This is a genomic window from Winogradskyella schleiferi, from assembly GCF_013394655.1.
GTDB lineage: Bacteria > Bacteroidota > Bacteroidia > Flavobacteriales > Flavobacteriaceae > Winogradskyella > Winogradskyella schleiferi.
In genome coordinates this window covers 3,730,807-3,751,690 of the sequence record NZ_CP053351.1, presented here as the reverse complement: position 1 = coordinate 3,751,690, position 20,884 = coordinate 3,730,807, and the positions used below count along the sequence as shown (strand labels likewise).

Here is a 20,884-nt window from a genome sequence, read left to right as displayed (position 1 = left end):
TTAACATTTAACACATAAAAACATAAACATTATGGACTATTATTTTAATACCACCATAAAAGGTGATTTTAACGAAAGTATAGAAAAAGTAACGGAAGCCCTAAAAGCAGAAGGCTTCGGTGTATTGACTGAAATTGATATCAAAGCAACTTTAAATAAAAAGCTGGATGTTGATTTCAATAACTATAAAATTTTGGGTGCCTGCAATCCACCTTATGCACATAAAGCTTTATTGGCTGAAAATAAAATAGGCACCATGTTGCCATGCAACGTAATTGTACAAGAATTAGATACTGGTGAAATAGAAGTTTCAGCTGTAAATCCCATGGCATCAATGCAGGCGGTAGACAACGTTGAATTAAAAACAATAGCTGAAGAAATTACAGAAAAGCTAAAAACCGTTATAGAAAAGCTTTAAAAAGATTTGCTGATTTATATAAATCTAATAGATGTCTTTATAATCTATTAGGTCTAAAATAAAAACAATTAATGGACAACTTTTTAAAACTATGAAAACATTTAACACAATACTTCTATTATTCTTAACTTCAATTACATTCGCCCAAGTTGGTACAAATGGTGAAGATAGAAAGGAAGAAGGTCGAAACATAAAAGAGTATAACCTTACTTTAGAAGAAAATGAAATAACCCTTGCAGGTGTAACCGCAAACGGAATGACAATTAATGGTGGGATTCCAGGTCCTACATTAGAATTTAATGAAGGTGACCTCGCTATTATTAATGTAACCAATAAAATGGATGAAGAAACATCTGTACATTGGCACGGTTTAATACTTCCTAATTTTTATGATGGTGTTCCTTATTTGACAACACCACCTATAAAACCAAATACTACATTTCAATATAGAATACCTATCAACCAATCTGGTACATATTGGTATCATTCCCACACGATGTTGCAAGAGCAAAAAGGAGTTTATGGCTCAATAGTAATTCAGCCTAAAGAAAAGACGTTGGACTATGATAAGGATTTAGTCGTAGTCCTTTCCGATTGGACAAATGAAGAACCAATGAATGTACTGCGAAACCTTAAACGAGGAAACGAATGGTATCAGGTTAAAAAAGGGACAGCAGTACCATTAAGCAGAGTTATTAAAGAAGGTGCATTAGGCGCACAATTCAAATTTTGGCGCGATAGAATGGAAGGTGCAGATATTGCAGACATCTACTATCCTGCGTTTTTAGCCAATGGTAAAAAAGTTGCAGAATATCCGAAGTTTAAAACAGGTGAAAAAGTACGACTACGTTTTATCAATGCATCTGCTTCATCTTATTATTGGGTGGATTTTGGTGGTGGTAACCCGATGATTGTTGCGAGTGATGGTGTGGATGTAACACCAGAATATAAAAACCGATTTCTTTTTGCAATTGCCGAAACCTATGATGTGATTGTGACCATTCCAGAAGGTACATTGGAAATAACCGCAACAGCACAAGATGGTTCTGGTAATACGTCCATTAACTTGGGTAGCGGAAAATTGTATCCAGCAACTGTAATAGACAGGCCAGATAAAGTGGCTATGATGAAGCAAATGTCAAAAATGGATATGAATATGGGTGCACCTGCTTTAGTAGGAAATAAAAACAGAAACACACCAGAAGTCCTAATGCAGAAATATGGAATGAAGATGAATATGAAAGACGGACAGATGAAGGTGAAGAATGAAATGAAAAAGGATGTGATGCCAATGAATCATAAGATGTCTATGATGCAAAAGGACACCAGTTCGTTTAATTATGATACACGTAAAACTTATTTCAATTATGATTTTTTAAAGGCAAAGGAAAACACCACTTTTAAGACAGATGCGCCAGTAAATGAAATTCTACTTAATCTAACTGGTAATATGCAACGCTATGTTTGGAGTATGAATGGTACACCATTGTCCGAAACAGACAAGATTAAAATTAAAAGTGATGAGGTTACAAGAATCACCTTAAATAATCTGACAATGATGCATCACCCAATGCACTTGCACGGTCATTATTTTAGAGTGATTAATGAAAATGGAGAGCGTTCGCCATTAAAGCACACGGTTAACGTGCCACCAATGCAAAAAGTGGTCATCGAATTTTATAACGAAGAATATGGTGACTGGTTCTTTCATTGTCACGTATTGTATCACATGATGGGTGGTATGGCAAGAGTATTTAGCTATGATACACCGCGAGATGAAAGGATGAAGCCTTATCCAGTACAAAAACTAATTGACGAGACAGACCATTATTATTCTTGGGGAATGGCTCGAACAGGTTCAAACTTCAATGAACTTTTTTTAACCACAAGTAATATCAGAAATGAATTTGGTTTAAGAGCCGAGTTGGATTATTATAAAAATCTTGAAGCTGAAGTTAGTTACAATAGATACCTAAATGATTGGGTGCGTTTATATGTAGGTGTAAATACTGAAACCGAAATTCCAAATTCGTATGATGAGCTTAATACTGTAGGGTTGATTGGTATAAAATATTTTACACCCTATAGATTTAATGTAGATGTGAGTATGGACCATCAATTGCGCCCAAGAATACGTCTGGACAGGGAATTATTGATTTTTCCAAGAATTTTCTTGGAAGGAGAATACGAGTACAGAGCAGATTTTGGATGGGTCAATGAGTTAGAAAATGACAAATCTTATGAAGGTGAAACTCAATGGTTAGTTGGAGCGTCGTACATCTTATCTCGAAATTTTTCAATTCAAGGGAATTATAACAACCGATATGGTTGGGGTGGTGGACTTTCAATTAGATTTTAAATAAAAATTAAAACAATGAAACACACATATGATATACACGGAATGACTTGTAACGGTTGTCGCAGTCACGTTGAAGAAACGCTCTCTAAAATAGAAAGTGTTTTAAAAGCAACAGTCGATTTAGATAAGGCAGAAGCTATCATCGAAATGGAATCGCATATTCCTATAGAAAAGTTTCAAGAAGCTTTAAAAAAGGATGGTGATAGATACAGTATTCATAAACAAGGTGAACAGCATCAACATTCAAATGATAAAAAGAAAGAGCAACCCAAAGGAAAAGGTACAGGCACATTTTATTGTCCTATGCATTGCGAAGGCGATAAAACTTATGATGAACCAGGCGATTGTCCTGTTTGCGGAATGGATTTGGTGGAAGAACAAAATCTATCAGCAACTTCAAAGGAACAATGGACGTGTCCTATGCATCCAGAAATTGTCAAAGACGAAGCAGGTTCGTGTCCTATTTGTGGGATGGATTTAGTGCCAATGGAAGCAGATAGTTCAGCAGAAGAAAAAACATATAAGAAGCTATTAAAGAAATTTTGGATAGCATCTGTATTCACATTACCCATTTTCTTAATTGCTATGAGCGAAATGCTTAATAACAATCCATTGTATGATATAATGGAACAGAAAAATTGGAACTGGATTCAATTTGCATTATCCATTCCAGTTGTCTTTTACGCTACGTGGATGTTCTTTGAGCGTGCTTATAGAAGCATAAAAACGTGGAATCTCAATATGTTTACACTCATTGGAATTGGTGCAGGTGTGGCTTGGTTATTTAGTGTATTTGGGATGTTGTTTCCAGATGTATTTCCTGAACAATTTAAAACTGAATTAGGCGCAGTTCACGTCTATTTTGAAGCAGCAACGGTAATTCTAACATTGGTGCTTTTAGGTCAATTGTTAGAAGCTCGTGCGCATAGTAAAACCAATTCGGCAGTAAAAGAGTTATTAAAGTTAGCACCTAATAAAGCCATAAAAATAGTAGATGGTGAAGAAATTGAAGTCAGCATTGACGAGATAGAACTCAACGATATTCTCAAAGTAAAACCAGGCGATAAAATTCCTGTTGATGGTGTGATAATCGAAGGTGAAACAACCATTGACGAATCTATGATTACAGGAGAACCTATTCCTGTAAACAAATCTCAAGAAGATAAAGTAAGTAGCGGAACAATTAATGGGAATAAAACCTTTTTAATGAAAGCTGAAAAAGTAGGAAGTGACACGCTTTTATCACAAATCATTCATATGGTTAATGATGCCAGCAGAAGTCGTGCACCTATTCAAAATTTAGCAGATAAAGTTTCAGGCTATTTTGTGCCAGTTGTAGTTCTTATTTCTATTATCACATTTATTGTATGGTCTATTTGGGGACCAGAACCAGTTTATGTGTATGCGTTTGTCAATGCAATTGCAGTACTAATCATTGCGTGTCCTTGTGCTTTAGGTTTGGCAACGCCAATGTCTGTAATGGTTGGTGTGGGTAAAGGTGCTCAAAATGGTGTATTGATTAAAAATGCTGAAGCTCTTGAAAAAATGGATAAGGTAAATACGCTTATCGTTGACAAGACAGGAACAATTACCGAAGGAAAACCAACAGTTGAAACCGTTGGTGCTTTTAATGATGCTTTAAGCGAAAAAGAAGTGTTACAGTACATCGTGTCATTAAATACCAATAGCGAACATCCTTTGGCAGAAGCGACAGTTAAATATGGCACAGAACACAACGCAGAAATTTTAAAGTCCGAAGATTTTAGTGCAGTCACAGGAAAAGGTGTTGAAGCGACCATAAAAGATAAAAAAGTAGCATTAGGTAATCCTAAAATGATGGAATATGCTAAAGCGGACATTACTTCTAAAATGATAGACGAAGCTAAATCTTACCAAAAACAAGGCAAAACAGTTTCTTATTTGTCAATAGATGAAACCGTTGTTGGGTATGTAGTTATAGGAGATAAGATAAAAGAAACAAGTGCTAAAGCCATTAAAGCACTTCAAGATAAAGGCATTGATGTGATAATGCTTACAGGCGATAATCACGATACAGCACAAGCAGTAGCATCAGAATTGAATCTGGCAGATTTTAAAGCCAGTATGTTACCAGAGGACAAACTCAAAGAAGTTGAGAAATTACAAAAAAACGGAAAAGTAGTTGCTATGGCAGGTGATGGAATTAATGATGCACCAGCATTGGCAAAAAGTGATGTAGGTATAGCAATGGGAACAGGAACAGATGTAGCGATAGAAAGTGCTATGATAACTTTAGTAAAAGGCGATTTACACGGTATTGTAAAAGCAAAAAATTTAAGTAATGCTGTAATGAAGAACATTAAGCAAAACCTATTTTTTGCACTTATCTACAACACTTTAGGTGTACCTATTGCAGCAGGTGTGTTGTTTCCATTCTTCGGAATACTACTCTCGCCAATGATAGCAGCTTTAGCAATGAGTTTTAGCTCTGTTTCGGTAATAGGTAACGCATTACGATTAAGAACAAAAAACATTTAATTATATGCAGAAAACAGTTTTCAAAATATCAAAAATGGATTGTCCTTCTGAAGAAAATCTAATTAAGATGAAGCTATCTGATATAGATGGTATCAAACAACTTGATTTTAATTTAGAAGAAAGAATCTTAACACTATATCATAATTCAAATGTAAATGAAATTGGTAATGCCTTAAATGAATTAAAATTAAATGAAAGTTTAATCAGTTCAGAAGATACAGCCACAATTATTACTGAATCTACAAGGAGTCAATCCAAACTGTTGTGGACAGTTCTAATCATCAATTTTGCATTTTTTATTATTGAAATGAGTACAGGTATTATTTCAAAATCTATGGGATTAGTTGCTGATAGTTTAGATATGTTGGCAGATTCATTTGTTTATGGATTGAGTTTAATAGCGGTTGGTGGTACAGTTTTAAAAAAGAAACGTATTGCAAAATATGCAGGCTATTTTCAGATAACACTTGCAATTATCGGAATCGTTGAGGTAATACGTCGGTTTTTAGGCTATGAATCGCTACCTGTATTTTCAACAATGATTATCGTTTCAGTATTTGCTTTGATTGCAAATGGCATTTGCTTGTACCTCTTACAAAAATCTAAAAGTCAAGAAGCACATATGCGTGCCAGTATGATTTTTACATCTAATGATATTATAATAAATCTTGGCGTAATTACAGCAGGCGTTTTAGTCAATTGGCTGCATTCTGGTATTCCAGATTTAATTATAGGAATCATTGTATTTGGATTGGTGATACAAGGTGCATTCAGGATATTAAAATTAAGTAAGTAAAAAGTTTAACTATAAAATCAAAAAATATGGAAAATTCAAAAGAACACTCAAACAAAGGAAATTACAAAACCTTCTTTATAATGTTGGCTTGCTCATTTGTAGCAATGTACATCACAATGTATTTAAACACCTATTCCATAGACCACGTATGGTTTAGTTTAACACGATTCTATATGACGTGTTTAGGAATTTCAACAATGGCAGTAATAATGTGGTTTTTTATGCGAAAAATGTATAATGATAAAAAGAAGAATATCGCCATACTCGCAGGTAGTTTTATTCTGTTTGTAGGTGCATTAGGGTTGGTAAGAACACAAGCACCAATTATTGGTGATGTCCTTTGGATGAAAGCAATGATACCACACCATTCTATCGCTATTTTAACAAGTGAAAGAGCAGATATTCAAGACCCAGAAGTTAAGAAATTAGCAGAAGACATTATAAAAGCACAACGTAAAGAAATAGAAGAAATGAAAGCAATGATAAAACGATTAGAGAATGAAAAATAATAAAATAGTCATATATATTGGCATACTCGTAGTAGGTGTGTTATTGGGTTGGTTGCTTTTTGGTGGCTCATCAAAAAAAGATACAGAACATAATCACGATGCCATTTCAGAAACCAATCAAATGTGGACGTGTTCTATGCATCCACAAATTATGCAACCAGAATCAGGCGATTGTCCTATTTGTGGTATGGATTTAATTCCTGCTGAAAGTGGAAGTGATGGTTTATTAGCAGACCAATTCAAATTGACTGAAAACGCAATGGCTTTAGCTAATATTCAAACATCTATTATTGGTAAAGGCAATGTTGAAGGCAATACTATCAAATTATCTGGTAAAATTGCTGAAAACGAAGAAGCCAATGCAGTACAGGTAAGTTATTTCGCTGGAAGAATTGAACGTTTGAATGTGAGTTTTACAGGCGAAGAAGTTCGTAAAGGTCAGTTATTGGCAACCATTTATTCGCCAGAACTCTATGCAGCACAACAAGAATTAATTACAGCAGCATCTTTAAAAGAATCACAACCTGCTTTATACAAAGCAGTCCGTAATAAACTGAAATTATGGAAGCTCTCTGAAAATCAAATCAATCAGATTGAAGAAACAGGAAAAGTGAAAGAAAATTTTCCTGTTTATGCAACCTTTTCGGGTACTGTTACAGAAAAATTGGTAGAGCAAGGTGATTATATCAAACAAGGTCAACCCTTATTAAAAATCGCCAATCTCAACACAGTTTGGGGAAATTTTGATGTGTATGAAAATCAGATTGACCGCTTTAAAAAAGGACAGGAAGTGGAAATAACAACCAATGCTTATCCTAATAAAGAGTTTAAAGGTAAAGTTGATTTCATTGACCCAGTTTTAAACACAAAAACAAGAACTGTAACCTTACGTGTTGTTTTAAGCAATAAGGACGATGTATTTAAACCAGGGATGTTTGTAACCGCAAATATTGAAGGCAGTACAGCTAAAAATGACGAAGTATTAACAATTCCTGCATCTTCTGTGTTATGGACAGGTGAACGTTCTGTGGTGTACCTTAAAACGAATCCAGACCAACCTATTTTTGAAATGCGTGAAATTAAATTAGGCAATCAAATTGGTAATGAATATGAAGTTGTAGAAGGTTTATTTGTTGGAAATGAAATAGTGACTAACGGTACATTTACGGTTGATGCAGCAGCTCAATTACAAGGAAAAAAGTCTATGATGAATAAAAATGGTGGTAAAGTAATGACAGGTCACGAAGGTCATTTAGGTATGGCTAACAATGCATCTAACAAAGAAAATGACCACACTAATATGAATGAGCGTTTGAAAGTATCAATAAAATTTCAAGAGCAGTTAAAAGCTGTTTTCAATGAGTATATCAATTTAAAAGATGCTTTAGTAAAAGAAGATTCAAAAAGTACTTCAGCAAACGCAACAACTTTATTAAATAAATTGAATAAAGTAGATATGAAATTGTTGTCAGATAATAAGGCGCATAACCATTGGATGTCATTAGAAGGCGAAATAAAATCTTCTGCAACTTCAATTTCTGAAACGTCCGATATAAAATCACAAAGAGACCATTTTAAACATTTATCATCACATCTAATCAATGCTGTACAACTATTTGGTGTCAATGAAAAGGTCTATGTAGAATTTTGCCCAATGGCAGATAACAACAATGGTGCATATTGGTTGAGTAAAGAAGAAAAAGTAATCAATCCATACTTTGGCAGCGCCATGCTAACCTGTGGTGAAATAAAACAAGTAATAGAATAAAAAATCAAGTAATAACAATTAAATTTTAAACAATGAATTTTTCAAAGAAAAATCACGAACACAAAAACAAAAATGCAATCGACGTGAGTAAAAAAGTAATTTTAAGTGTAGCTGTAATAGCAGCATTAGGTTTAACAAGTTGTAAAAACGAAACCAAAAAAGAAACAGAAACCACAACTACTGAAATGTCAAAAGATATGGCAATGACAGACCTGTCTTTTGGTGTAAGAGGAAATTGCGGAATGTGTAAAAACACTATCGAAAAAGCAGCTAACGGTGTTGAAGGTGTAGCAAGTGCTAATTGGGATGTCGATAAAAAGAAGATTGATGTGTCTTTTGATGATACAAAAACCGATGCAATGGCAATCCATAAAGCAATCGCAGCTTCAGGTTACGATACCGAAAAAGTAGCAGGTGATGAAGAAGCATATGATGGTTTACCAGGTTGTTGTAAATACGACCACGAAATGATGATGAATCAATCTGGTGAAGAAGAAAGTGATGACCATTCAAATCACGACCATTAAACAAAAATGAAAGAGTCTTTTTCGGAAGGCTCTTTTTTATTTATTTAGAAATGCATAAATTATTTGCACTACCATTGCATTTGATAATTTGTATATTTGTCTAAATTATATGAAAATATTCGTTTCCATATCAATGTCTATTTTATTCTTTTTTCAAGGGATAAGCATAGATTTGGACTTTTGTGGTTCAATTAAAGAAATTTCAAACCTTATTACCCATTATCAAGACCATAAAGTTTATGGAGACTCTTTCTATGAATATGTAGTTGAAGACTACATTGGTAGCGATGCTAAAAATAAAGAGCATCATCACAACCCAGATAAGGAGAATACACCATTCCATTCCCATAATCAATGCTGTCACCCTTTAGTTTTAATTATTGCTAACAATAATTTGGCTTTAACCAATCGACTAAAGTTTGAAGAGAAAAAACAATATAATTTACATAAAGTAAACTTCACTTCCAGATATTTGGAATCACTTTTCCAGCCACCTAAAGTATAGTTCAGTTTTTTAATGGATAACTATATCCAATTTTGAGCCTAAAGGGTTCTTTTCATTTCGTGTAATTCTATTTCTTATATCAGAATTGTATCGAATAGTTTAACTGAATTAATACATTTTCTATGATTAATAAAATCATTGATTTTTCAATCAATAACAAATTCATTATTGGTTTGCTCACGCTTACCATAATTGGAGCAGGTATTTGGAGTATGACAAAAGTACCAATCGATGCTGTTCCAGACATTACCAATAACCAAGTACAGGTTATTACACAAGCACCCAATTTAGGTACAGAAGATATTGAACAGATTGTTACCTATCCTATCGAGGTGGCAATGAGCAACCTTCCTGATGTACAGGAAATTAGGTCAATTTCCCGTTTTGGCTTATCTGTGGTTACTATTGTATTCGATGATGATATGGGAACCTATCTGCCTCGACAATTAGTAGCTGAAAAACTAAACGAAGTCAAAGAGCAAATTCCTGCTGGTTTTGGCGAACCTAATATGGGACCAATTTCAACAGGGTTGGGAGAAATTTACCAATACACTTTAAAAGTAGCACCAGAGTACAAAGACAAATATACCATCACAGATTTACGCTCAATCCAAGATTGGATTGTACAGCGTCAAATGGCAATGGTAGAAGGTGTGGTTGAGGTGAACGCCATAGGTGGTAAAATAAAACAATACGAAGTAGCGGTTGACCCAAACGATTTAAACGCCATTGGTTTAACCATTACAGATGTGTTTAATGCACTCGATGCTAATAATCAAAATACTGGTGGAGCATATATTGAAAAGAGCCATCAAGCCAATTTTATTCGTGGAGAAGGCTTGGTTCGCAATTTAGAGGATATTAAAAATATCACAGTAAAGAATATTAATAATATTCCTATCACTATTGGCGATATTGCTACGGTACAATTTGGTTCTGCAATTCGTTATGGTGCATTAACACAAGATGGTGAAGGCGAAGTCGTAGGTGGCTTGGTAATGATGTTAAAAGGTGCTAATTCTAATGATGTTATCGCCAATGTAAAAGAGCGAATGGCTCAAATAGAAAAGTCATTACCAGAAGGTGTCATTATAGAATCCTTGTTAGACAGAAGTAAATTAATTGGAGAAACAACTTCTACAGTTACCACCAATCTTATTGAAGGTGCATTGATAGTCATTTTTGTCCTTATCTTCTTATTGGGTAATTGGCGAGGTGGTTTAATCGTAGCTTCAACCATACCATTATCCTTATTATTCGCCTTTATTTTAATGAACGTGTTCGATGTTTGGGTAAACTTAATGAGTTTGGGAGCTATAGATTTCGGAATTATAGTTGATGGCGCTGTAATTATTGTAGAAAGTACAGTATTTCTAATTGCATCTCAAGTCCTAAAAAAGAAACAGCTTACATCAAAAGAACGTGATAAAGTGGCGTCAAATGCTTCAAAAAAGATGATGAATGCTGCGTTCTTCGGTCAGTTGATTATCCTTATTGTTTTTCTACCCATTTTAGCTTTACAAGGTATAGAAGGAAAGATGTTTAAGCCAATGGCGTTGACATTTATTTTTGCTATGATTGGTGCAATGGTACTTTGTTTAACGTATGTACCAATGATGTCTGCTTTGGTGTTAAGAGCACCAAAAAACGATAAAAAATCTTATGGAGATAGATTTGTGCATTGGGTTGAGGATAAATACCAACCTTTATTGGTTAGAGCATTGCGAAAAGGAAAATGGATAATCGGGATTGCAGTTGTCTTGTTCGGGATAACCGTTTTTATGTTTTCAAGAATGGGTGGCGAGTTTATCCCGCAACTCGATGAAGGTGATATTGCATTTCACGCTATTTTAAAACCAGGTAGTTCACTTACCGAAACTATTGAAACTACTACCAAAATAGAACAAATAGTAAAAGCCAAATTTCCAGAAGTCGAAAAAATTGTGAGTCGTATTGGTGTTGCCGAAATACCAACCGACCCAATGCCAATGGATTTAGCTGATGTATTTGTAATACTGAAACCTAAAAGCGAATGGACAACAGCAGAGACAAAAGATGAATTGATTGAGAAAATGAAAGAAGCGGTTGAAATCGTTCCTGGTGTTAATTATGAATTTACCCAACCTATCGAAATGCGTTTTAATGAGTTGCTTGAAGGTGTGCGTGAAGATATTGCCATAAAACTCTATGGTGAAGACATTGACATACTATCCCAAAAAGCTGAAGAAATATCTAAAATTATTGCAGGTACTGAAGGCATTGGTGATATGAAAGCCGAAGCAACAACAGGTTTGCCACAAATGACCATTAATTACAACAGAAACAAATTAGCACAATACGGACTTCAAATAAATACGCTCAATCAAACCGTACAATCTGCATTTGCAGGTGGTACAGCAGGTGTGATTTTTGAAGGTGAAAAACGCTTCGATTTAGTGGTGCGTTTAAGTTCTCAAAACCGAAAGGATATTACAGATGTTCAAAATCTATACATCAATTTACCTTCAGGTGCTCAAATTCCTTTGCGTGAAATTGCAGATGTAAGTTACAAAGCAGGACCAATGCAAATCAGTAGAGACAATACCAATAGAAGAACATATGTAGGTATCAATGTAAGAGGTCGTAATGTCAAATCTTTGGTGACTGAAATAAAATCAAAATTAGATGCAAAATTGGAATTACCATCAGGTTATTTTATTCGCTATGGTGGTGCATTTGAAAATCTGGAACGTGCCAGCAACCGATTACAAACCGTTGTTCCTATTGCATTGTTGCTCATATTTATATTGATATACTTTGCATTAAAATCTTTACCACAAACCTTAATGATTTACATAGCCATTCCAATGGCAACCATTGGTGGTGTTGTAGCCTTATGGTTGCGTGATATGCCATTTAGTATTTCAGCAGGTGTTGGTTTCATTGTATTGTTTGGCGTTGCGGTATTAAATGGATTGGTAATGATAAGCGGACTCAACGAATTAAAAGACGAAGGAGTAACCAACCTAAAAGACAGAATTGTTGAAGGCACTAAACGAAGAATCAGACCTATTATGTTAACTGCTTTTACAGATGTGTTAGGCTTTCTGCCAATGGCGATTTCGTCATCAGCAGGTGCAGAAGTACAACGTCCATTGGCAACCGTTGTTATTGGTGGTTTGTTAACTTCTACTTTGCTAACGCTATTCGTATTGCCCATTTTATACCATTGGGTAGAAAACAAATCATTTACATTTAAACCAAATAAAAAGTTGGTTACAGCAACAGCAGTATTTCTTTTACTGTTTGGTTTTTCAGCACAAAGTAATGCACAAGAGAAAAACGATACAATTCCCGAAATTTCATTACAGGAAGCGATAAAACTTTCCAAAAGTAATTATCCATTATTAAAACAAAAGCAGTTGGAAATTACAAAGCAAGAGCAATTAAAAGCGACTGCTTATGATTTTGGAACAACACAAATTTTTACTGGAGGAGAAGAAATTAATAGTGGTAATGGCATTTATACAACCATTGGTATTGGTCAATCTAATATTGATTTATTTGGTATAGCTTCTAAAAAGAAGTTACAAGAACAACGCATTCAATTGGCACAAAAAGCCTTTCAACTTTCCGAATTGGAATTAGAATTAGAAGTAAAAAAGGCTTGGTCAAAATGCTATCAAATGAAAAAAAACTATGATTTGTATAAAGAACTGGATTCCATTTATTCCAAATTTGAACAAGCAGTAGCTTTAAATTATGAAGTCGAAGCTATTTCTAAATTAGAATATTCGGCAGCAAAAAATCAAGCGTTTCAAATTCAAAATAAAAAAGCGCAAGCCTATAGTGATTACCTTATTGCCTTACAGCAATTCAATTTGTGGTTGGTATCAGAAGAAATTTTTACAGTTTCAGATGAATTTGAGGTAGCGATGGATATACCTATGGAAATGTTCACTATTGAAAACCATCCGTTGTACAGTATGTCGCAGAACATTGTAGATGAAGCGGAAGCCAAATATAAAGCTGCAAAAGCAGATAATTTGCCAAAGTTCAATCTTCAAGGTGGTTTACAACAAGTAAATGGCAATTCAGGATTTTACACGTATCAAGCAGGAATTTCCATTCCGTTTTTATCAGGTTCTAACAAAGCACAAGTTAGAAGTGCCAGAATTGATAAAGAAATAGCAGAAACCAATGTAGCGTTCAAAAAACAGGAAGTACAATCAAGGTTTGTTCAGGCTAAAGAACATTATATGAAATGGAAAACATCTTGGGAGTTTTACAAAGACCAAGTTTTACCATTAACAAAAGAGCAAAAAACAGGTGCATTACTGGCATACAGAGAAGGCGAAATAGATTATACTGCATTTACGCAGTTGATAAAAGAGGCCATTCAATCGGAACTTGAAGCACAGACTGCATTAGTAAACTATTTAGAAAGCACATTTCAATTACAATATTTTAATCAATAAGACAATGAAAAATAAAATATATAAAATTCTTACCGTAATGGTGTTAACCATTTTTGTTTCAGCTTGCGGAAATAAAGAAAATCATAACGAGAATGATGGTCATTCCCACGATGAGGAAGAAAAAACAGAAGTTAATGAAGAACATAATGAAAGCGAAGAAGTAATGCTATCACAACAGCAATTCGATGCTTTAAAAATGAAAATAGATACGTTGGCATTACGTAATATGAGCGGTTATGTAGAAGCTAACGGAACGTTAGAAGTACCGCCACAAAATGAAGCTGCCATCACTACTGTTGTTGGTGCTAATGTCGTTTCAATTGAAGTGATTGAAGGTGATAAAGTAAATAAAGGTCAAGTAGTAGCGTATCTATCGCACCCAAATATTATAAAATTACAAACGGATTATTTAAACGCTTATAGTAACAGTAATTTTTTGAAAAAGAATTACGAACGTCAACAAAAATTGTATGAAGCAGGTGTTGGTTCTGGTGCTAATTTTCAAAAGGCGGAAGCAGAGTATGATGCATCAAAAGCTATGGTTAATGGTTTAGAAGCGCAATTAAGAATACTCAACGTTAACACTACATCAGTTCGCAATGGAACAATTGCACAGCGCATAGCATTGCGAAGTCCAATAGAAGGCTTTGTGCAAAAAGTTGAAGTAAAAACAGGTCAATATGTAGAACCACAAACCGAATTATTTGATATTGTAAATACGCATCACGTTCACGCAGATTTAATGGTTTTTGAAAAAGATGTCTATAAAATAAAAAAAGGTCAAAAAGTTAACTTTACAGTACAATCTATACCAGATACAGAGCTTACCGCAGAAATCTATTCCGTAAGTAAAACCTTTGAGGATAATCCAAAAGCAGTTCACGTTCACGCAGAAATAGAAAACAAAAAAGGTAACTTAATTCCTGGAATGTATATTCAAGGTAAAATTCAAGTAGATAATAACCAAGCAAAAGCCTTACCAGAAAGTGCAGTTATAAAAGAAGGTGATAGATATTATGTGTTTGCAGTAGAAAAAGAAAATGACGATTGGAGTTTTAAACCTATCGAAGTTGTTATAGGTACTAAAGATGGTGATTGGGTGTCAATTCAATTTACTGATAACATAGACAGTAATACACAGTTTGCTTATAACAATGCTTATTACCTTAACGCAGAAATGAAAAAAGGAGAAGCAGAACACGCACATTAATTATGGATGCAACAAGACAACAAGATTTAAAAAAGGCAAGAACACTTCAAATATGGAATGTCATTTATGATGTTATTGAAGTAGTTGTATCTCTTATTGCAGGATTTGCTTCAAACAGTTCAGCTTTGATAGGTTGGGGATTGGACAGCACTATCGAGGTGATAAGCGCAGCAACTTTAGGTTGGCGATTACACGGGGAGTTAAAAGGTATTGATAAAGAAAAAGTAAAAAAACGAAAGAAAATTACACTCTACGTCATTGCAGCATCTTTTACATTAGTCTGTATTTTTATTACCTATGATTCTTTTACAAAACTTATAAATCAAGAAACTGCCAACTGGAGCACTATGGGATTAATTATTTTATTGGTTTCATTGGTGGTAAACCCTATTCTTATTTATTTCAAAAGAAAATACGGTAAAAAACTTGATAGTCCCGCAATGTTGGCAGACGCCAAAGATACATTTATTTGTCTTTACCAAACCGTTGTTGTACTTATAGGTTTGCTTTTGGTCAATCAGTTCGGTTGGTGGATGGCAGACCCTATTGCAGCACTTCTTATTGTTCCTTATGCTCTAAAAGAAGGATGGGAAGCATTAAGTAAAGCGAGAAATATTAATATTAATGAGGCTGAAAAATGAAAGAAGTAGAACAGGTATTAGAGTCAAAACAAATTCGTATTACAGCAATGCGTATGTTAATTTATAAGTTTCTTGCAGAAAAAGAGGTCGCTGTTACTTTAAGTGACATAGAAAATGCGTTTGCAAAAGCAGACAGAACTACTTTATACAGAACCGTAAAAACATTTGAAGATAAAGGAATAGTTCATCAAATAGATGATGGCACAGGAATTACCAAATATGCATTGTGTGAACAAGGTTGTAGTTGTGATATAAAAACAGATTTACACTTACATTTCCATTGTAATAATTGCAATGCAACCGTTTGCTTAACAGAACATAAAATCCCTCAAATAAAAGTACCAGATGGTTTTGTGTCTGAAAACGTCAACTTGGTTATAAAAGGTATTTGTGATAAGTGTAGTAGTTAAAAATGCACTTCCATTGCACTTTATTTATCAGTATTTTAGATTCAATAATTTAAACTATATAAATAATGATACAATTAATCAATACAGACAAAGACAATTTAATATCAGCAAAAATTAGCGGTAACATATCAAAGAGTGATGTGGAAAAGATACATCCACTTATCCATAATATTATCGAGCAAAGTAAAAAGGTAGATTTCTATTTTGAAATGGAAGATTTTACAGGTTATACCTTAAAAGGGTTTTGGGAAGATATAAAGGTAGATAGCGCACACATTTCCGATTATGGGAAGATGGCTTTTGTTGGTGAAAAAAAATGGCAGGAATTTGCAGCAAAAGTTACTGACTTTTTTACAAGTTCAGAGGTAAAGTATTTTGATTTAAAAGATAAAGAATTGGCTAAAAATTGGATTTTACAATAGATGAAAAAAAAGAAAGTTAATTTAAGAGATTTAAAACCAAATTCGGAGAAACAACATAGTCACGATAATGGTCATAATCATAACAATCCTAAAAGTGTTTCAAATTTAAAAACCTATTTACCAGCTATTTTCAGTTTTGTAATGTTAATAGTAGGTATTGCTGTAGATTATTTTGAAGCATTTCCTCATTTTTCTGGCTGGATTCGTATTCTTTGGTATGTAGTGGCCTATATTCCTGTTGGTTTCCCTGTAGTTAAAGAAGGTTGGGAAAGTATTAAAAAAGGCGATTTCTTTACAGAATTCTTTTTAATGTCTATTGCTACAATTGGTGCATTTATCATTGGTGAATATCCAGAAGGTGTTGCTGTAATGCTATTCTATGCAGTAGGGGAATTATTTCAAAACGCAGCAGTCAACAGAGCAAAAGGTAATATAAAAGCATTATTAGATGTTAGACCAAAAGAAGCCAATGTACTTCGTGATGGTGATTATAAAAGTGTTTCGCCAGAAGATGTAAACATTGGAGAGAAAATTCAAATTCGTGTTGGTGAAAAGATTCCATTGGATGGTGTTTTATTATCTGAAAAAGCATCATTAAATACCGCAGCTTTAACAGGCGAGAGTAAACCTGATTCCATTCTGAAAAAAGCAAAAGTTTACGCAGGTAGTATTAATTTAGAAAGTGTTATTGAAGTTGAAGTAACCAACAAGTTTGAAGATAGTTCTATTGCCAGAATATTAGATTTGGTTCAAAATGCTACAGCACGCAAATCTAAAACAGAATTATTTATCAGACAGTTCGCTCGTATCTATACACCAATAGTAGTGTTTTTAGCGATAGGCGTAACATTCATTCCTTACTTTTTTGTAGATGATTATGCGTTTAGAGATTGGTTGTACAGAGCCTTAATTTTCTTGGTAATATCTTGTCCTTGTGCATTGGTAATTTCTATTCCATTGGGTTATTTCGGTGGTTTGGGGGCAGCATCAAAAAATGGAATATTGTTTAAAGGTGCTTCATTTTTAGATGCAATGACCAAGATAAATACATTGGTGATGGATAAAACAGGCACGGTTACTAAAGGTGTTTTCAAAATCAAAGAAGTAAAAGCAATTGGTTGGAAAGAAACCCAATTTATGCAATATTTAATGGCGATGGAAGAACAATCCACGCATCCAATTGCTAAAGCAATTTTAGAGTATAAATCAGAAGGAGAAGATTTTGAAGCTCAAGAGGTTTCTGAAATTGCAGGTAAAGGATTAAAAGGCATTGTGAATGGTAAAATAGTTTTAGTAGGAAATAAAGCCTTAATGCTTGCAAATAATATTGAGGTACCAAATGAAACAGAAAGTATTGTGGAATCTATTGTATTGGTTGCAATAGATAACAAGTTTGCTGGTTATGTGGTAATAGCAGACGAATTAAAAGAAGATGCCAAACAAACAATTGTCAATTTACAAAAAGTAGGAATCAACAATATTATGATGCTTTCCGGTGACAAAGATTCCATTACTCAACAAGTCGCCAAAGAGTTAAATATTAAAAATGCTAAAGGTGGATTATTACCAGAAGATAAATTAAACGAAGTCGAAAATTTAAAGAAGAATCCTGAAAACAAAGTGGCTTTTATTGGTGATGGTATTAATGACGCACCTGTATTGGCAGCAAGTAATGTAGGTATTGCAATGGGCGGTTTAGGGAGTGATGTCGCCATAGAAACCGCAGATGTCATCATTCAAACAGACCAACCTTCAAAAGTAGTTAGAGCCATTAAAATAAGTCGTTCCACAAGAAAAATTGTTTGGCAGAATATCATTTTAGCATTTGGTGTTAAAGTTATTGTCTTGATTTTAGGAGCAGGTGGTTTAGCCACAATGTGGGAAGCTGTTTTTGCAGATGTTGGTGTTGCACTTTTAGCAATATTGAATGCTGTAAGATTACAAAGGATGCGTTGGGATAAAAAATAAAGTGTCTATGGGTATCATATTTTGTAACCACGTTGCCCCTAATGTTGTCCCCTAACAACCAAAAAACCCTATAAAACAACGTCTTACAGGGTTTAAAAGTGGTGCCTCCAGGAATCGAACCAGGGACACAAGGATTTTCAGTCCTTTGCTCTACCAACTGAGCTAAGGCACCAGTCGCCGTTTATAGCGGATTTTTCCACCGAAGCAACATCGTTGCAAAGGCGGATGCAAATATAGTTGCATTTTTAATATTCGCAAAAAGAAATTGCTAAAATTTGATTTTATAAATTTGTAATTCCAAATGAAAGATTAGAATACATATGAATCTTATTGTAGATGTGGGAAATACGTACGTTAAGTTTGCTGTTTTTGATGACACAAAATTAATTTATAAGGTCAGTTTTAAACTTGTTGAGTTTCAAAATCAATTCAGAACACTTAAAAACGATTTTCCCAATTTAAAGAATGCCATAATTTCTTCAGTTGGGCACTTATCTAAGGAACAGGTCGGATTTATAGCTTCTGATCTAAAGGTTATTGAATTAAATTCAAATACAAAATTGCCTTTTCAGAATCGTTATACAACTCCAAAAACGCTAGGAGTAGATCGAATGGCTTTGGTAAGTGCTTCCGTTCAACAGTTTTCAGATAAAAATGTTTTGATTATAGATGCAGGAACCTGTATAACTTATGATTTTATTACTTCAGGGAATCATTATCTTGGAGGTGCGATTTCTCCAGGCATTAGGTTGCGCTATAAATCTTTAAATAATTTAACCGCAAATCTTCCGTTATTAGAGACGAAGAAGCCTAGATGTATTATTGGCGATTCTACAGAAGAATCCATTCATTCAGGTGTTGTCAATGGTGTCGTTAAAGAAATTGATGGAGTTATTGGTCAATATCTTGAGGATTACATAGATTTAACAGTTATTTTAACAGGTGGAGACACCAATTTTTTGTCAAACCAATTAAAAAATACCATATTTGCGAATTCAAATTTTCTATTGGAGGGTTTGAATTTTATTCTAGAATATAATTCAAAATAATGATAAAAAAATTCATTGTAATTTGTATTACAATTATAGGTTCCGTTGCTTTTGCACAACAAGGAACTGGTTCACCATATTCATTTTATGGTATTGGAAGTCTAAAATTTAAAGGTACTGTAGAAAATCGTAGCATGGGAGGTATTGGTGTTTACTTAGATAGTATTCATGTTAATTTAAAGAATCCCGCTGCTTATGCTGGTAAAAACTTGGAGTCTTTTGGCTTTGAAGGCGAAAGTAGACCAGTAAAATTTGCTGTTGCAGGAACCATGTCTGACGCAACCTTAAAAAGCAATTCAGGTGAGGCTGAAACCAATAGTACCATTTTTGATTATATCGCCATATCAATACCAGTAGGTAAATTTGGGTTTGGTTTTGGAGTATTGCCTTACACTTCTGTGGGTTATAGGCTTAATGATATTGATGCGGACAACGTTTTAACGAACCGATATACAGGTGAAGGCGGTGTAAACCGAGTTTTTGCAGGTCTAGGTTATCAAATTAATGACGAATGGAGTGTTGGCTTGGACTTTAACTATAACTTTGGGAATATTCAAAATACAGCACTCGAAATAGAATACACTCCTGAAGGTAATGTTGTACAATATCAAACAAGAGAGTTTAATAGATCTGATCTAAGTGGTTTAAATTTAAATTTCGGAGTCGCGTATAAAACCATGATTAACGATAAGTTTGAACTATCTGTAACAGCGACTTATGCACCGGGAAGTAAGCTTAGTTCGGATAATGTTAGAACTTTTTCTACCGTTTCTTTAAATTCATCTACGTTAGAGATTTCAAACATTTTCCAAACAATTGATGCTGTTTTGGCTGATGAAAATCTTGAGCAAACCGATCTCACATTACCTTCAAGATTATCGCTTGGTGCTGGAATTGGAGCGCCTAGATCTTGGTTTGTAGGAGCAGAATATACCTTTCAAAATACCAGTGATTTTTCTAATCCAGTATTTCCCAATGATAATTCTACCTTCGAAAATTCATCCCAAGTGTCTATAGGTGGATTTTATATTCCAAACTATAATGCCTTCTCAGGTTACTATAAACGAGTTGTTTACAGGGCTGGTTTTAACTTTGGAAATACAGGTTTAGTTGTAAAAAATGAATCGATTAAAGAGTTTGGCATATCTTTTGGATTAGGTTTACCAGTAGGAAACCGAAATTTATTTTCTAATGCCAATTTAGGCTTAGAATTAGGAAGAAGAGGCACAACGAATCAAAATTTAATTCAAGAGAATTTTGTAAACTTCAATGTAAGTTTATCTTTGAACTCTAGATGGTTTCAACAAAAGAAGTATAACTAACAAAAT

16 protein-coding genes and 1 tRNA gene are annotated in these 20,884 nt (G+C 34.1%); 16 read left to right on the top strand and 1 reads right to left on the bottom strand.

Annotated features, from left to right (window positions below):
- Positions 1-31 precede the first annotated feature (31 nt).
- The 14 genes from HM990_RS16305 to HM990_RS16240 all read left to right on the top strand — a co-directional run bounded on the left by HM990_RS16305 (position 32) and on the right by HM990_RS16240 (position 18,507).
- Positions 32-418, top strand: a complete 387-nt coding sequence (locus HM990_RS16305; RefSeq protein WP_178990425.1) for a DUF302 domain-containing protein — start codon at positions 32-34, stop codon at positions 416-418.
- Positions 419-509: 91 nt separating this feature from the next.
- Complete coding sequence (locus HM990_RS16300) at positions 510-2,777, top strand: multicopper oxidase domain-containing protein (protein WP_178990423.1); 2,268 nt, start codon at positions 510-512, stop codon at positions 2,775-2,777.
- 15 nt (positions 2,778-2,792) lie between these two features.
- Entirely contained in the window at positions 2,793-5,294 is a 2,502-nt protein-coding gene (locus HM990_RS16295) for a heavy metal translocating P-type ATPase (RefSeq protein ID WP_178990421.1), read from the top strand.
- Between the two features lie 4 nt (positions 5,295-5,298).
- A complete protein-coding gene (locus HM990_RS16290) occupies positions 5,299-6,090 on the top strand; it encodes a cation transporter (protein ID WP_178990419.1) in 792 nt (263 codons plus the stop codon).
- A gap of 26 nt (positions 6,091-6,116) precedes the next feature.
- A complete protein-coding gene (locus HM990_RS16285) occupies positions 6,117-6,599 on the top strand; it encodes a DUF305 domain-containing protein (protein WP_178984908.1) in 483 nt (160 codons plus the stop codon).
- Positions 6,589-8,367, top strand: a complete 1,779-nt coding sequence (locus tag HM990_RS16280; RefSeq protein WP_178990417.1) for an efflux RND transporter periplasmic adaptor subunit — start codon at positions 6,589-6,591, stop codon at positions 8,365-8,367. The genes HM990_RS16285 and HM990_RS16280 overlap by 11 nt, the downstream gene beginning before the upstream one ends.
- A gap of 32 nt (positions 8,368-8,399) precedes the next feature.
- Positions 8,400-8,894 carry a heavy-metal-associated domain-containing protein gene (locus HM990_RS16275; protein ID WP_178990415.1) on the top strand — a complete coding sequence of 165 codons (495 nt, stop codon included), beginning with the start codon at positions 8,400-8,402 and terminating at the stop codon, positions 8,892-8,894.
- A gap of 109 nt (positions 8,895-9,003) precedes the next feature.
- Positions 9,004-9,399 (top strand): hypothetical protein, encoded by a 396-nt coding sequence (locus tag HM990_RS16270; protein ID WP_229719290.1) that lies wholly within the window; start codon positions 9,004-9,006, stop codon positions 9,397-9,399.
- 122 nt (positions 9,400-9,521) lie between these two features.
- On the top strand, positions 9,522-13,856 hold the full coding sequence (locus HM990_RS16265) for a CusA/CzcA family heavy metal efflux RND transporter (RefSeq protein WP_178990413.1): 4,335 nt from the start codon (positions 9,522-9,524) through the stop codon (positions 13,854-13,856).
- Positions 13,857-13,860: 4 nt separating this feature from the next.
- Positions 13,861-15,066, top strand: coding sequence for an efflux RND transporter periplasmic adaptor subunit (locus tag HM990_RS16260; RefSeq protein ID WP_178990411.1), 1,206 nt, complete (start codon positions 13,861-13,863; stop codon positions 15,064-15,066).
- Positions 15,067-15,068: 2 nt separating this feature from the next.
- Complete coding sequence (locus tag HM990_RS16255) at positions 15,069-15,707, top strand: cation transporter (RefSeq protein WP_178990409.1); 639 nt, start codon at positions 15,069-15,071, stop codon at positions 15,705-15,707.
- Entirely contained in the window at positions 15,704-16,117 is a 414-nt protein-coding gene (locus HM990_RS16250; RefSeq protein WP_178990407.1) for a Fur family transcriptional regulator, read from the top strand. The genes HM990_RS16255 and HM990_RS16250 overlap by 4 nt, the downstream gene beginning before the upstream one ends.
- A 65-nt stretch (positions 16,118-16,182) precedes the next feature.
- A complete protein-coding gene (locus HM990_RS16245; RefSeq protein WP_178990405.1) occupies positions 16,183-16,539 on the top strand; it encodes a SpoIIAA family protein in 357 nt (118 codons plus the stop codon).
- Positions 16,540-18,507 (top strand): heavy metal translocating P-type ATPase, encoded by a 1,968-nt coding sequence (locus HM990_RS16240; protein WP_178990403.1) that lies wholly within the window; start codon positions 16,540-16,542, stop codon positions 18,505-18,507.
- Between the two features lie 99 nt (positions 18,508-18,606).
- Here the strand turns inward: HM990_RS16240 and HM990_RS16235 are convergent.
- Positions 18,607-18,679 (bottom strand) — tRNA-Phe (locus tag HM990_RS16235).
- Positions 18,680-18,827: 148 nt separating this feature from the next.
- Here HM990_RS16235 and HM990_RS16230 point away from each other — a divergent pair.
- Entirely contained in the window at positions 18,828-19,556 is a 729-nt protein-coding gene (locus HM990_RS16230; protein ID WP_178990401.1) for a type III pantothenate kinase, read from the top strand.
- On the top strand, positions 19,556-20,878 hold the full coding sequence (locus HM990_RS16225; RefSeq protein ID WP_178990399.1) for an outer membrane beta-barrel protein: 1,323 nt from the start codon (positions 19,556-19,558) through the stop codon (positions 20,876-20,878). The genes HM990_RS16230 and HM990_RS16225 overlap by 1 nt, the downstream gene beginning before the upstream one ends.
- Positions 20,879-20,884 lie beyond the last annotated feature (6 nt).

Coding starts and splice junctions, on each gene's coding strand:
- HM990_RS16305 (WP_178990425.1), top strand. CDS start 32: ATGGACTATTATTTTAATACCACCATAAAAGGTGATTTTAACGAAAGT.
- HM990_RS16300 (WP_178990423.1), top strand. CDS start 510: ATGAAAACATTTAACACAATACTTCTATTATTCTTAACTTCAATTACA.
- HM990_RS16295 (WP_178990421.1), top strand. CDS start 2,793: ATGAAACACACATATGATATACACGGAATGACTTGTAACGGTTGTCGC.
- HM990_RS16290 (WP_178990419.1), top strand. CDS start 5,299: ATGCAGAAAACAGTTTTCAAAATATCAAAAATGGATTGTCCTTCTGAA.
- HM990_RS16285 (WP_178984908.1), top strand. CDS start 6,117: ATGGAAAATTCAAAAGAACACTCAAACAAAGGAAATTACAAAACCTTC.
- HM990_RS16280 (WP_178990417.1), top strand. CDS start 6,589: ATGAAAAATAATAAAATAGTCATATATATTGGCATACTCGTAGTAGGT.
- HM990_RS16275 (WP_178990415.1), top strand. CDS start 8,400: ATGAATTTTTCAAAGAAAAATCACGAACACAAAAACAAAAATGCAATC.
- HM990_RS16270 (WP_229719290.1), top strand. CDS start 9,004: ATGAAAATATTCGTTTCCATATCAATGTCTATTTTATTCTTTTTTCAA.
- HM990_RS16265 (WP_178990413.1), top strand. CDS start 9,522: ATGATTAATAAAATCATTGATTTTTCAATCAATAACAAATTCATTATT.
- HM990_RS16260 (WP_178990411.1), top strand. CDS start 13,861: ATGAAAAATAAAATATATAAAATTCTTACCGTAATGGTGTTAACCATT.
- HM990_RS16255 (WP_178990409.1), top strand. CDS start 15,069: ATGGATGCAACAAGACAACAAGATTTAAAAAAGGCAAGAACACTTCAA.
- HM990_RS16250 (WP_178990407.1), top strand. CDS start 15,704: ATGAAAGAAGTAGAACAGGTATTAGAGTCAAAACAAATTCGTATTACA.
- HM990_RS16245 (WP_178990405.1), top strand. CDS start 16,183: ATGATACAATTAATCAATACAGACAAAGACAATTTAATATCAGCAAAA.
- HM990_RS16240 (WP_178990403.1), top strand. CDS start 16,540: ATGAAAAAAAAGAAAGTTAATTTAAGAGATTTAAAACCAAATTCGGAG.
- HM990_RS16230 (WP_178990401.1), top strand. CDS start 18,828: ATGAATCTTATTGTAGATGTGGGAAATACGTACGTTAAGTTTGCTGTT.
- HM990_RS16225 (WP_178990399.1), top strand. CDS start 19,556: ATGATAAAAAAATTCATTGTAATTTGTATTACAATTATAGGTTCCGTT.